Source organism: Archangium sp. (genome assembly GCF_036388035.1).
GTDB lineage: Bacteria > Myxococcota > Myxococcia > Myxococcales > Myxococcaceae > Archangium.
Map to the genome: position 1 here is coordinate 1 of NZ_DASVSO010000092.1, position 13,318 is coordinate 13,318.

Consider the following 13,318-nt stretch of genomic DNA (forward strand, 5'->3'; position numbering starts at 1 on the left):
TCTTCTACTCGGACAACGGGAGCACGGCGGTGGAGGTGGCCATCAAGATGGCGGCGCAGCACTGGGCGCAGAATGGCCGTCCCAAGCGCACGCGCTTCATCACCCTCTCGGGGGCCTTCCACGGCGAGACGATCGGCGCCACCAGCGTGGGCGGGGTGGTGCTCTTCCGTGACATCTTCGGGCCGCTGCTCTTCGACGTGGTGCACGCGCCCTCGCCGGCCGAGCCCGCGGGCTGGGAGCGCGCCTTCGCCCAGGTGGCGGACACGCTGCGCCAGCACCCGGAGGAGATCGCCGCCGTCATCCTCGAGCCAGTCATCCAGGGCGCGGCGGGCATGTTGATGTACCCCCCCGAGTTCGTGCGCGCGGTGCGCGAGGCGACGCGGGCGGTGGACACCTTCCTCATCGCGGACGAGGTCTTCACCGGCCTGGGGCGCACGGGGGCGCGCTTCGCGTGCGACCTGGCGGGCGTGGTGCCGGACCTGCTGTGTCTGGCGAAGGCCCTGTCCGGAGGGCTGCTGCCCTTCGCCGCGACGCTGGCCACCGAGCGGGTGTTCTCGGGCTTCGGCGGAGGCAAGGAGCGGGCGCTGTACTACGGGCACTCGTACTGCGGCAATCCGCTGGGCGCGGCGGTGGCGCGCGAGGTGCTCGCGGTGTACCGGGACGAGGACGTGCTGTGGCAGGTGACGCGCAAGGCGCCGAAGCTGAAGGCGGCCTTCGAGCGGATGGCCGCGACGATCCCCGGGGTGATGCGGCCTCGGGCGCTCGGCATGGTGGGCGCGGTGGACCTCGGAGGCGGCGGCTACCTGGCTCACGGCGGCTGGCGCGTGTACGAGGCGGCGAGGCGGCGCGGGCTGTACCTGCGCCCCCTGGGGGACACTGTGTACGTGGCCCCCGCGCTCAACATCCCCGATGCCGCGCTGGACGAACTGCTCGCCGGAGTGGAGGCGAGCCTGCGCGAGGTGGCCGCGGGCCAGTCCTAACCCCGCGCGGGGAAGGACCCGTCGAGCGCGATGATGAAGCTCACCTGCGTGGACGGCGGCTGTTCATCCCGAGGCACGCGGCCCCGCAGGTCCGGCAGGGCGAAGGTGGTCATGCCATCGCCACCGTAGGCGGTGCCCAGCACGGAGAAGAGGGCCGAGTTCTGTGAGATGGACAGGAGCCTGCCATCGCACGGCGCCCAGCCCCGGGGGGCGAAGGGGCCGGCGAACATGCGGATCTCGCCAATGAGGGGTTCGGACATGGCTGCTTTCCCAGGAATTTCCGTACCCCAGCCGACCATGTCTCCCAGGCGGGGAGTGCGAACCGGTTCACGCCAAAGGTGTGAACGCGTTCACAGCGCCCGCTGCCCCGAGCCGCTCTCGCAATGGAGTTCGTCCCGGGACGTAGTTCATGCAGACTGGGGGCTCACCCCAGCAGTGGTAGCACGGAGGGCGCGATGGGCCTGTGTTCTTGGATCATCTCTGGTTTCCTGGCGGGACTGATTGCCCGCGCCCTGATGCCTGGGCGGCAGGGCATGGGGCTCATCGCGACCACGCTGCTGGGCATCGGAGGGTCGTTCATGGGCGGCTTCCTCGCCTCGGTGCTCCGGGGCGGGAGCTGGCGCCTGCTCCATCCCAGCGGCTTCATCGGCGCCATCGTCGGCGCCGTCGTGCTGCTGGGGCTGGCCCGGATGATGTCGGATCGGCGCTAGACACCCCGGTGCGCCCACCTGGAAACCTGTAGGCACACAGGCTCATATGGTGTAGGCTGATGGGGCTACCGCACAGGAATCAGGCGAGCTAATGGTGCCCCCCCCGTGGCGCTGATGGCTTCGCGCGTGCGGGGCTGGTATTTCGCACCAAATCTTTCTATCTGGCCCGGAACGCGAATTCCGGGTGGACGTCACCTGTTCCACCCACACAGCCCTGCTCCCGCGGAGGAACCCCTCCAAGGATTGCCGCGGAGCGGGCTGATCTGGTGACTGCGCGCGTCCTCGGGGTGCAAAACCCCTCCAAGGTCGAACCCCGAGGACGCGCGCAGCCCTAGTTTCCCACCTGTGCGGTCAGATGCAAGCGCCAGGTGATGGAAACGCAACCCTTGGCAGGCTGGTACTCGACAGGTGCGTCCCGTCTCCTCTGGGAGAGCGGTAGCCTGGGCTCCTCGGTTCGACTCCGCGACAGAACCTGTGCGGGAACGCGAGGGGGTCCATGGGAACGGTGACGATGGCGCTGGTGGCGTTGCTGCTGGCGGGGGTACCGGAAGCGGGAGCGTCGGGCGAGGCGCCCGGCACCTTCGTGGCCAAGACGCTCACGGTCCGCGGCGAGACGTACCCGTATTCGGTGTACCTGCCAGCGGGGTATCACCGGGGAACGGCGTGGCCCGTCATCCTCGCGCTGCACGGCGGAGGCGCGCGCGGGACGGACGGGCTGGGGCCGAGGACGCAGAGCCTGGCGGAGGCGGCGCGGCAGCACCCCGAGCGCTACCCGGCCCTGCTGGTGCTGCCCCAGTGCCCACCTGATCAGGAGTGGAGCGGAGCGCTGGCCGACTTCGCCCTCGCGGCCCTGGAGCGCACCGTCGCCGAGTACGGCGGGGACCGGCAGCGGGTGTACCTCACGGGGCAGTCGATGGGGGCGCGGGGCGCGGTGCTGCTCGCGGCCCGTCAGCCCGAGCGCTTCGCGGCGGTGCTGGCCCTGTCCGGGCGCCACACGGACCGATCGGTGGTGGAGCGGCTCAAGCGCACGCCCCTGTGGGTGTGGCACGGAGATGCCGACCCCGCCGTCTCCGAGAGCCGCTCCCTCGTGGCGCAGTTGAAGAGCGCGGGCAGCAGCACCGTGCGCTACACCGAGCTGGCCGGCCTGGGGCACGACATCTTCGACACCGTGTACCTCGACGCGGCCGTGAGCACCTGGCTCTTCGCGCAGCGGCGCGGGAAGTGAGGCCGGGCTCCCGTCTTCCGGCTATGACTGCGCGCATGAGCCCTGACGCCTCCCGCCTCCTGGACCTGCTGTGGGAACGCTATGCCGCCGAGGTGCCCTACGCGCGCACCTTCGCCCAGCTCTCCGGTGGCAGCTTCCGCAATGACCACATCGCGCTCCGCTCCCTCGCCCGGCCCGGTGGGGGCATCGCGCTCTTCTCCCGCGTCTTCGAGCGCTTCGGCTGGAAGCCCGCGGGCCAATACACCTTCCCCGATACCCACCTCTCCGCCATCTACATGTCCCATCCGGAGGGGCTGCCCCGCGTCTTCATCTCCGAGCTCCTCGCCGAGAGGCTCTCGCCCGAGGCCCAGCGCCTCCTCTCCTCGCTGCCGGCGGATCCTCCGGCCCCCGACTCCGTCGAGGCGCTCGCCGACTGGTTCTCCGCTCCGCCTCCGCCCGATGAGTCAGCGCTCCTCACCCTGGAGAAGGAGTCCCAGTACGGCGCGTGGCTGCTCGCCTTCGGCCGCAAGGTGAACCACTTCACCGGCGCGGTGGATGACGTGGAGGTGTGGCAGCGGCGCATGAGCGAGGCCGGCGTGCCCATGAAGAGCGACATCGAGGGCGAGCCCGGCAGTCCCCTGCGCCAGACGGCCACCCGCGCGGCCCCCATCTCCCTCCCGCTCAAGGATGGGCGCTCGCGGAGCTGGCCTTATGCGTACTTCGAGATCGCCCAGCGCACCGGTGGCTTCGATGGCTTCCTCGGCCCCCAGGCCCGGGCCCTCTTCGACATGACGAAGCGCTCCTGACGGCCACCGCCCGCTCCCAAGGCCCCCGCCCCCCCGCACTGGCGGGTGCCAGCCGACGGGGCTCCCCTTGCATCGGGCGCCCGGGTGTCCAGATACAAACCGGTGAGCCTCGCGCCTCGCGCCCGGGGCCAGTCTGGACGGACGGATTTCCCGGAGAGGAGGGCCCTGCGGTTTGCCCTCGACGTTTCACAGCGCTCCTGGCGAGTCCGAGGAGCCCAGGGAGGCGCACCGCCCGGACGAGGCGGCGGGCTCTCGGGGCGTGCTCGCCCTGCGGATACTGGAGCAGGCCGAGGGATGTGCGCTCGCTGGGCTGACCGCGGACGGTCGCATCGCCCTGTGGAGCCCGGGCGCGGAGCTGCTCACCGGCCATGCGAGGGCCGACCTGCTCGGAGCGCCTCTCTCCGCCCTCTATCTGCCCGAGGAGCGGGAGCTGGCGGCCAGGGATCTGCACGAGGCCGAGGTGGAGGGCAGCCGCGTGCTGGAGGGCTGGCGCCTGCGGCGCGACGGCACCCGCTTCTGGTCCAGGCAGGTGCTCACCGCGCTGCACGATACGAGCGGTGGGCTCGTGGGCTTCGCCTGCAACCTGCGGCGCCTTGAGGAGCGGGAGCGCGAGCTCGAGCTGCTGGGCCACCTGGGTGGGCTCATCCTCACGTCCGCCGACGAGGGCATCTACGGCCTGGACACCGAGGGCCGTACCACCTTCGTCAACCCCGCCGCGGTGCGCATGCTGGGGTGGAAGCCCGAGGAGCTCATCGGCCAGCCGCTGCATGAGCGCATCCACCACTCCCACCCGGACGGCACGCCCCTGCCCGAGTCCCACTGTCAGCTCTACGCCGCCTTTCGCGATGGTCAGGTCCATCACTCGGAGGCGGACGAGGTCTTCTGGCGGCGCGACCGCACCCACTTCCCGGTGGAGTATTGCAGCAGCCCCGTCCGGGAGGGCGGACGCATCATCGGGGCGGTCATCACCTTCCGCGACATCACCCTGCGGCTGCGGGCCCTCGAGCACGAGCGCCAGCTGCTGCGCGAGCAGGTCGCGCGGGCCGAGGCCGAGGAGGCGGAGCGGCGCGTGCGCCGCATCCTGGAGAGCATCACCGAGGCCTTCGTCACCCTGGACCGGGCCTGGCGCTTCACCTACGTCAGCCAGCGGGCCGAGAAGCTGACCCATCGCTCGCGCGAGCAGCTGCTCGGGCGCGCCATCCAGGAGGTGTTCCCCAGCTTCATCGGCTCGCGCGCCGAGCAGGAGTACCGCACGGCCTTCACCGAGCAGCGGGCCGTCCACTTCGAGGATTACGCCCCCGAGGATGACTCCTGGGTGGAGATCCACGCCTATCCGTCCCAGGAGGGGCTCTCCGTCTACTTCCGCGACATCACCGAGCGCAAGCGCACCGAGCAGCGACTGCGCCTCTTCGAGTCCATCGTGGTGAACGCCAACGACGGTGTGGTCATCCTCGAGCCCGAGCGGCGGAACGGCTACACCACCCGGCGCATCGTCTACTCCAACGCGGCCTTCTCGCGGATGACGGGCTACAGCCCGGAGGAGTTGATGCAGGCGGAGACGCTGCGGCTGGTGGGGCCGGAGACGGACCCGGCCACGCTCCAGCGCATGCAGCAGGCCCTGAAACGGCAGGAGCCCTTCCAGGACGAGCTGCTCGTCTACTGCAAGGTGGGTGCCCCCCTCTGGACGGAGAGCACCTTCGTGCCCGTGAAGGACGACAAGGGACGGCTGACGCACTGGGTGGCCGTGACGCGCGAGGTGACGGAGCGCAAGCGGGCGGAGGAGGCGGCGCTGCGGCTCGCCCGCGAGGAGGCGGCACGCTCCGAGGCCGAGGCGGCGCGCGCGCGCATCGAGGCCACCCTGCAGAGCATCACCGACGCCTTCTTCGCCCTGGACCGCGCGCAGCGCTTCTCCTTCGTCAACCGCCGCGCGGAAGAGGTGCTGCGGCGCCCCCGGGAGGAGCTGCTGGCGCTTCGTCTGGACGAGGTGCTGCCCAGGGGCGAGCTGTCCGGGCTGGTGAAGAGCGTGCGCCGGGTGCTGGCCGGCGAAGCCGCCTCCGAGTGCGAGATGTACCTCGAGCCCCTGGAGGCCTGGTTCGAGTGCCACGTGAGCCCCTCGCGCGAGGGCGTCTCCGTCTACCTGCGCGAGGTGACGGCACGCAAGCGGGCGGAGGAGGCGAGCCGCCGCCTCACCTCCATCATCGAGGCCACCCCGGACTTCGTGGGCAGCACGGACGCGCAGGGGCGCGGCCTCTACCTCAACCGCGCCGGCCGACGCATGGTGGGGCTCGCCGAGGAGCAGGATGCCCGGGCCTGGAACATCTCCTCGGCCCAGCCGACGTGGGCCGCCCGGCGCCTGCTGGCCGAGGGCGTGCCCACCGCGCTGCGCGAGGGCGTGTGGACGGGCGAGACGGCGCTGCTCACCTCGGATGGGCGCGAGCTGCCCGTCTCCCAGGTGCTGCTGGCCCACCGCGAGGCGGAGGGGAAGCTGGAGATGCTCTCCACCATCATCCGCGACATTTCGGATCGCAAGCGCGCCGAGGAGGCGCAGCAGTTCCTCTCCGAGAGCAGCCGGGTGATGGTGGCCGCGCTGGAGTACGAGGCCACGCTGCGCAGCCTGGCCCGGCTCGTGGTGCCACGTCTGGCGGACTTCTGCGTGGTGGGGATGCTGGAGGGCGAGAGCATGCGCCGGGTGGCCATGGCCCACAGGGATCCCGCTCGCGAGCCCGTGCTGCACCAGCTCGAGAGCGTGCAGCGCCTCCATGAGACGGTGGTGGGCGTGCAGGGCGTGCTGCGCACCGGCGAGGCCGAGCTCGTCCCCGAGGTGACGGACGCCTGGCTGCGGGCCGCCTCCGATGACGAGGCGCACTACGCCACCCTGTGCAAGCTGGCACCCCGCTCGCTGATGATCGTCCCCCTGGTCGCTCGGGGGCGGACCCTGGGCGCCATCACCTTCGCCTCGAGCGCGGAGTCAGGGCGGCGCTACGGGCCGGCGGACCTCACCCTCGCCGAGGGACTGGCTGGCCGGGCCGCCCTCACCATCGACAACGCCCGGCTCTACAAGCAGTCCCAGCAGGCCACCCAGGCGCGCGACGAGGTGCTCGCCGTCGTCTCGCACGACCTGCGCAATCCCCTCAACGTCATCTCGCTGGGCGCCACCTACCTGCTCAAGCACCTGCCCGAGAGCCAGGAGGCGACGTCCTGGCGCAAGCAGGGGGAGCTCATCCGGCGCTCGGCGGAGCGGGCCGTCCACCTCATCCAGGACCTGCTCGACGTGGCCAAGCTCGAGGTGGGACGCATGACGGTGGAGCGCAAGCCCGAGTCGGTGAGGAGCCTGCTGGACGAGATCATCGAGCTGCACCGCTCCCTGGCGGAGTCCCACGGGCTGCGGCTGGAGCGCGAGGAGGAGGCGGAGCTGCCGCCGGTGCTGGCGGATCGGAGCCGGGTGCTGCAGGTGTTCTCCAACCTCATCGGCAACGCGCTGCGCTTCACGCCCGAGGGCGGGCGCATCACCGTGCGGGCCCGGCGAGAGGGCGGGGCGGTGGGCTTCTCCGTCAGCGACACGGGCAAGGGCATCGCCCCCGAGCACCTGCCGCACCTCTTCGACCGGTACTGGCAGGTGAAGAGCTCGCGGGAGGGCGCGGGGCTGGGGCTGCCCATCGCCAAGGGCATCGTCGAGGCCCACGGCGGGCACATCCAGGTGGAGAGCCAGCCGGGCCAGGGCAGCACCTTCTCCTTCACCCTTCCGGTGGTCGAGGCGCCAGCAGGGCCGTGAGGACGTGGTCGCGCCAGCGGCCCTCGATGAGGACGAGCTCGCGCGCCAGGCCCTCGACGGCGAAGCCCAGGCGGCGCAGCACGGCGGCGCTCCGGTGGTTCTCCGGCAGGTGGTTGGCCTGGAGGCGGTGCAGGCCCAGGGGCCCGAAGGCATGGTCGCACACGGCGCGCACGGCCTCCGTCATATACCCCTGGCCCTGGGCGCGCTGGTCCAGCCCGAAGCCCAGCTCGGCGGACTGCAGGGGCCCGCGGCGGAAGTCGGTGAGGGACAGGCTGCCGAGCACCGGGGCGGAGGCGAGGGGGGCCTCGCGCGGCAGCATGAAGAGGCGCAGGGCGATGCCCCGCCGCCAGTCCTCGGCGTCCTGCGCCAGCCGCGAGCGCCACCAGGTGACGGTGAAGAAGTTGTCGGGGCGCGAGGGCGAGACGGAGCCGAGGTGCTCGCGGTTGGCCTGGTGGTAGGCCAGCACGCGTGCGGCCCCGTCGGGAGGCAGCAGGGCCAGGTTCAGGCGCGGCGTGGTGAGCAGGACGGGTGGGGTGTCCAGGGACATGGCGTGCGGCGGGGAGGCTAGCGCGCCCCGAGGGGAAATGCGTGTGCGCGGAGAATGGACACTCGACAGGGCCTCGCCGCTCGCGTTGACTGGTGGAGGTTGGAGCCCACCATGACGCCGCGCATCGTCGAAGGAGACCTGCTGGAGCAGCGGGTCGACGCCATCGTCAACGCCTGGAACCGCAACATCATCCCCTGGTGGTTGTTGCTGCCCCAGGGCGTGTCGGGTGCCATCAAGAAGCGGGGCGGGCTCCAGCCCTTCCGCGAGCTGGCGCGCGTGGGGCCCATGCCCCTGGGCTCGGCGGTGGTGACGTCCGCGGGCCGGCTGCCCTACCGGGGCCTCATCCACGTGGCCGGCATCAACATGCTCTGGCGCTCCTCGGAGCGCGCCATCCGGGACTCGGTGCGCAACGCGCTCGCCCGGGCGCGGGAGTACAACTTTCGCACCGTGGCGTTTCCCCTCATCGGCGCGGGCAGCGGCGGCTTCAACGAGGAGCGGGCGCTCGCGGTGATGCTGTCCGCACTGGAGTCAGAGGCTGCGGACGTCGACGTCACCGTGGTCCGCTACCGCCCGAATTGAGTTAGACAGGCCCCATGCGCCTGCACCTCGTCGACGGTACCTATGAGCTCTACCGCGCCCACTTCTCGCCCCGGCCGGGGTCCACCTCGCCGGACGGGCGGGACGTGAAGGCCACGGTGGGGCTCGTCTCCTCGATGCTCGCGCTGCTGCACGACACGGAGGAGGCGGTGACGCACATCGCGCTCGCCTTCGACAACCCCATCCGCTCGTTCCGCAATGACCTCTTCGCCGGCTACAAGTCCGACGAGGGCGTGCCTCCCGAGCTGCACGCGCAGTTCGACCTCGTCGAGCACGCCGCGCGGGCGCTCGGGCTCACCGTGTGGTCCATGAAGGACTTCGAGGCCGATGATGCGCTGGCCACCGCCGCCGCGCGCTGGGCCGGGCAGGTGGAGCAGGTGCGGCTGCTCACCCCGGACAAGGACCTCGGGCAGTGCGTGCGCGGCCAGAAGGTGGTGCAGGTGGACCGCAAGCAGCAGAAGGTGATGGACGAGGAGGCGGTGCGGGCGAAGATGGGCGTGCCCCCGGCCAGCGTGCCGGACCTGCTCGCGCTGGTGGGCGACGCCGCGGATGGCATCCCCGGCCTGCCCGGCTTCGGCGAGAAGGGCGCGTCGGCGCTGCTCAACGCCTACGGCCACCTGGAGGCGATTCCCGCCGACCCGGCCGCGTGGACGGTGCGCCCGCGCGGGGCGGACAAGCTCGCCGCCACCCTGCGGGAGCACCGCGAGGACGCGCTGCTGTACCGCAAGCTGGCCACGGTGGTGACGGACGTGCCCCTCGCCGAGTCCCTGAAGGACCTCGCCTGGGCCGGTGTGCCGCGCGAGCGCTTCCTGGAGATGTGCGACGCGCTGGGACTCACCACGATGAAGACCCGCCCCAAGCGCTGGGCGGCGTGAGACCGAGAGAGGAGACTGCACCCCCGCGCACCGGGGTTGAACACCGCTATGTCCACCGAGATGAAGCCCATCGGGCTGAACATTCCTGGCAACGATGACTGGGTCCCCTCCATGGAGGACATGCCCTTCCACCGTCTGGGAGGGGAGGAGGGCGTACGAGCCCTCGCCCATGCCTTCTATGACGCCATGGATGCGCACGAGCCGGCGCTCGCCCGCCTGCATGAGCTGGATGAGCAGGGCCGGGTGTCGCGCGGCATGCGGGAGCGCTTTGGCCTCTTCCTCATCGGCTGGCTGGGCGGACCCCAGCACTACATGGAGAAGCACGGCCACCCGCGCCTGCGCATGCGCCATGGCCACTTCCCCGTGGACCTCGCCATGCGCGACGCGTGGCTGCGCAGCATGAACCGGGCGATGGATGCCCGGGGCGTGACGGGCGGCGTGCGCGCCTTCCTCGACAAGCGCTTCGCCGACGTCGCCGACTTCCTGCGCAACACCGAGGGCTGAGTCCGCATGAAAATCTGGGTCGACGCCGATGCGTGTCCGGGGCCGGTGCGGGACATCCTCCTGCGCGCCTCGCAGCGGTTGCAGGTCCCCATGGTCTTCGTGGCCAACAAGCGCCTCACCCTGCCTCGCTCGGAGCTCGTCTCCACGGTGCAGGTGGGCGCCGGGCTCGACGTGGCGGACCGGCACATCGCCGCCTCGGCCGAGCGCGGGGACCTCGCCGTCACCCAGGACATCCCGCTCGCCGCGCTGCTCGTCCCCAAGGGCGTGGTGGTGCTCGACCCGCGTGGGGAGCTCTTCAGCGAGGAGAACATCGCCGAGCGCCTCTCGGTGCGGAACTTCATGCAGGAACTGCGCGACAGCGGCGTGCAGACGGGCGGCCCCAGTGGTTTCTCCAACCAGGACCGCCAGCAGTTCGCCGCCGCCCTCGACCGCGAGCTCACCCGGCTGCTCAAGACGCGCGGGTGATTGATTCGGAGCTGGCACGTCGTGAGAGACGAGAGGCTTCTTGAGAACTACCGCCCACTGACCGCGCCTCGCCTACGCACGGTGAAGGAGGGGGTATCTGGCATCATGTTCCTGTCGAGTGTCCCATCGGAGATGTAGTAGTAGCCGCTATCGCCTAAGTTCGGTCCCCACGAGTTGCGCAAGATGAAGTAGCGCTTGCCATTGAGCCGTTTGTAGCCCACCGCGAGCAGTGCGTGAGCTCCGGTCGTGTCCAAGTCGTACTCGGGGATGATGCCACTCTCGGCACGCGCCCAGACTTGGGTGGACATGTAGACAGCCACGACGACGGCCTCCCCCTTTGCGAGCATGGTGGCGATCTGAGCGGTCGTCGCGTGCTTCGCCCCCTCTGGCGGCTCGATCGCGGCGGGGTCGAGCGTTCCAATCTCGGCCGGAACCTCGACGTCGAGCAGACCAAGCTTGGCGATGTCGGGCTCTTTCTTCTCGCTCCCAGCCTCGTTGCCACTGTCCCATGCAGCCGCGAGTCGCCAGTCGTAACCGAAGCCGGTGCGCGCCGCGAAATCCTCGGATACGACACCTTGACTCGTAGCAACGCGCGCAAGGTGCATGTTCTGATGGTGATAGCGTGCCCACAGGTGCATCTCGCTCAGCGTGCGGGAGTGCCCCTGCGTAGCGAGTAACGATTCCATCGCGGCAGTGGTAGCGAACGCGGTACACGTTCCCGCCGCTCCCTGGTTCTTGGCCTGGCCGAAACGTGACCGGAGATCGACGTCGGCGGGTAGCACTTCCATGGGCTGCACCTTCAGCCAACTCGGCGTCCACCCCTCCTTGGGGCTCTTCGTCACGGGGCTCATCGCCGCCGCCATGGGGCTCATTCCGACCGCCATGTCACCGAGGTCGTTCGAGCACGAGATGGCTGCCCAGCCACTGCCGACCCGGATGTAATCACACAGCCTGTCGCCATCGGCGGGCTCGGCCGGTGAGCCGGGCCTGGGTGAACCGTCTGCCTGACAGGATTCGGGCCAGACGCTGACGCCAGCGGGCACATCGCCGCACGCCCACTCGCACGCGGTATAGGTCTTCTTGTCGGTGCCGCAGTAGCTGCCGTCACGCATCAACTGCTCGGCCGCGCACTGCTTACGGCATACCGATTGGTCGAATGCGAGCTCCGGTTTCCTGCCCGCGGTGTCATCCCTGCTCGAACGAACGAGCATGCAGCCGGCGCACACGTAGCACAGCACCGCGGTCAATAGCTTCAGTCGCATCATTCTCATGGGCTGCTCCGGGAAGCAGAAGGGACCTCCGGTCCCCTGCTGGCGCCCTTCTGTCTACCCGGAGCGTGGCGCTGAGTCTGTGCGCTGCCTCATAGCAAGCGTATGAACTGCCTCACAGCCCAGGCGCTTCACCGCTCACCCATGCGAGATGTCCGCGAGCTCACCCGGCTGCTCAAGCGGCGCGGGTGAGCCGCGGCTGAGCGGGACTCAGAAGCGCATCAGCATCCCCGGGCCCGCCGTCAGCGACTCGCCGCGCTGGCCCGTGCGCATCAGCACCGGCACGGGCATGGCCCGGAAGGTGTCGGACGAGGGCCGCCGCTGGTGCAGCGTGGGCTCGCCCGGCGGCGGCTCGGCGGTGGCCAGCGCCGTGATGACGAAGGTGGCGGCGATGCCTCCCATCGCCGACAGGGGCACGGCCGGGCCATTCGCGAGCGCCGTGCCCGCGGCCAGCAGCACCGCGCCCACACCCAGCGGCAGTACCGTGAGCTTGAAGACGCGATCGGGCGCGATCTCGAGCGGTATCGCGAGCAGGCCACCTACCGCCATGCCGAGCGCGGGGGCAATCAGGGTCGGCGAGAGGTCCGGGTCGTCGTCACCCTTGCGCCCGAGGTCGATCGTGGACTGGGTGAGCCCGGTGAACACGAAGGCGTAGAGGGCCGACATCCCCACGAGCGACGCGTCCCCCTGGCTCACGTCGCCGGGAGTGGCCGTGGCCGCCAGCACACCGATGATGCCGGCCTGGGTGGTGAGCAGGGTGGTGACGGCGCGGTCTCGGCTGCTGAGGTCGTGCTCGGTGCCGTAGCCGAAGCCGGCGAGGAAGCCCAGCGCCGCACCGCCCACCGCGAGCAGCGACTCGTTGCGCTCCACCGGCACGTAGTACTGGTACACGGCCGCGGCGGTGCCGAGCGACAGGCCCCCGAGCACCGCGCCCACGTAGGCCCCGTTCTCCGACTCGAAGGTGTGGCCGAGGATGGCGCCCGTCGTCAGGCCGCTGGCGATCTCCGTGAAGACGAGCAGCATGCCGCCGGAGCCGGAGGAGAAACGGCTGTAGCGCATCGCGCGCTCGGAGGGCAGCTCCGCCGGCCCCTGCGCCGCGGGCGGGAGGGGAGCGGGCTGCGCCGTGGGCGGCGACGGAGGCGGCGCGGGTTGGGCCGTCGGAGGCGGAGGCGGCGCGGGCTGGGCCGTGGGCGCGGGCGGCGGTGGAGCCGCCGGCTGCGTCGTGGGCGGGGGCGACGGTGGCGCCGTGGTGGTGGTGGGCGGAGGCGCGGGAGGTGGCTGCGTGACGGGCGCGGGCTGCGTCGTGGCAGGCGGCTGCGCGACGGGCGCGGGCTGCGTCGTGGGCGGTGGCTGGACCGCTGGCGCGGGCCGCGGCGCGGGCGCGTAGGTGGGTGGCGGGGAAGAAGGTTGTTGCGCCCGAGCCACTTCGCTCACGGACAGCAGGCTGAGACACAGCAGGGAAACGACAAGCCGCATACACAAGTCTCCTGGGACGTACCGAGAGAGGAAGATGGGTCGGCTCCTCCGGGCGCGCATCGTTCGCTCCTCGGCTCTTCCTCGTCCCGTGGGGCAGGAGCGTGTCGGGTGGTG

Annotated in this window: 13 protein-coding genes; 9 read left to right on the plus strand and 4 right to left on the minus strand. The window is 70.9% G+C overall.

Annotated features, from left to right (window positions below; genetic code table 11):
• On the plus strand, positions 1–980 hold a 980-nt coding region (locus VF697_RS04035), incomplete at its 5' end, for an aminotransferase class III-fold pyridoxal phosphate-dependent enzyme (protein WP_331092146.1).
• Here the strand turns inward: VF697_RS04035 and VF697_RS04040 are convergent.
• Entirely contained in the window at positions 977–1,240 is a 264-nt protein-coding gene (locus VF697_RS04040; RefSeq protein ID WP_331092147.1) for a phage tail protein, read from the minus strand. The two genes, VF697_RS04035 and VF697_RS04040, sit on opposite strands and share 4 nt — an antisense overlap.
• Before the next feature lie 195 nt (positions 1,241–1,435).
• Between VF697_RS04040 and VF697_RS04045 the strand changes: the two genes are divergently transcribed.
• The 4 genes from VF697_RS04045 (at position 1,436) to VF697_RS04060 (ending at position 7,472) form a co-directional block, all read left to right on the plus strand.
• A complete protein-coding gene (locus VF697_RS04045; RefSeq protein WP_331092148.1) occupies positions 1,436–1,690 on the plus strand; it encodes a GlsB/YeaQ/YmgE family stress response membrane protein in 255 nt (84 codons plus the stop codon).
• Between the two features lie 496 nt (positions 1,691–2,186).
• The gene (locus VF697_RS04050; RefSeq protein ID WP_331092149.1) at positions 2,187–2,915 is read left to right on the plus strand and encodes an alpha/beta hydrolase-fold protein; all 729 of its coding nucleotides are present in this window, start codon (positions 2,187–2,189) and stop codon (positions 2,913–2,915) included.
• Between the two features lie 35 nt (positions 2,916–2,950).
• Entirely contained in the window at positions 2,951–3,700 is a 750-nt protein-coding gene (locus VF697_RS04055) for a DUF1338 domain-containing protein (RefSeq protein ID WP_331092150.1), read from the plus strand.
• 172 nt (positions 3,701–3,872) lie between these two features.
• Entirely contained in the window at positions 3,873–7,472 is a 3,600-nt protein-coding gene (locus VF697_RS04060) for a PAS domain S-box protein (RefSeq protein WP_331092151.1), read from the plus strand.
• Here VF697_RS04060 and VF697_RS04065 read toward each other — a convergent pair.
• Entirely contained in the window at positions 7,435–8,019 is a 585-nt protein-coding gene (locus tag VF697_RS04065) for a GNAT family N-acetyltransferase (protein WP_331092152.1), read from the minus strand. The two genes, VF697_RS04060 and VF697_RS04065, sit on opposite strands and share 38 nt — an antisense overlap.
• A gap of 111 nt (positions 8,020–8,130) precedes the next feature.
• Here VF697_RS04065 and VF697_RS04070 point away from each other — a divergent pair, with 111 nt between their 5' ends.
• The 4 genes from VF697_RS04070 to VF697_RS04085 are packed head-to-tail and all read left to right on the plus strand — an operon-like array spanning position 8,131 to position 10,460.
• A complete protein-coding gene (locus tag VF697_RS04070; protein ID WP_331092153.1) occupies positions 8,131–8,598 on the plus strand; it encodes a macro domain-containing protein in 468 nt (155 codons plus the stop codon).
• Between the two features lie 14 nt (positions 8,599–8,612).
• Positions 8,613–9,491: a 5'-3' exonuclease gene (locus tag VF697_RS04075; protein WP_331092154.1), complete on the plus strand. Its 879-nt coding sequence runs from the start codon at positions 8,613–8,615 to the stop codon at positions 9,489–9,491.
• Between the two features lie 48 nt (positions 9,492–9,539).
• Positions 9,540–9,995: a group II truncated hemoglobin gene (locus VF697_RS04080; protein WP_331092155.1), complete on the plus strand. Its 456-nt coding sequence runs from the start codon at positions 9,540–9,542 to the stop codon at positions 9,993–9,995.
• Positions 9,996–10,001: 6 nt separating this feature from the next.
• Entirely contained in the window at positions 10,002–10,460 is a 459-nt protein-coding gene (locus VF697_RS04085) for a YaiI/YqxD family protein (protein WP_331092156.1), read from the plus strand.
• Between the two features lie 47 nt (positions 10,461–10,507).
• On the opposite strand, the gene VF697_RS04090 is transcribed toward VF697_RS04085, so the two are convergent.
• Positions 10,508–11,725, minus strand: coding sequence for a C1 family peptidase (locus VF697_RS04090; protein ID WP_331092157.1), 1,218 nt, complete (start codon positions 11,723–11,725; stop codon positions 10,508–10,510).
• A gap of 213 nt (positions 11,726–11,938) precedes the next feature.
• Positions 11,939–13,204, minus strand: coding sequence for a hypothetical protein (locus VF697_RS04095; protein ID WP_331092158.1), 1,266 nt, complete (start codon positions 13,202–13,204; stop codon positions 11,939–11,941).
• Between the last annotated feature and the right edge of the window lie 114 nt (positions 13,205–13,318).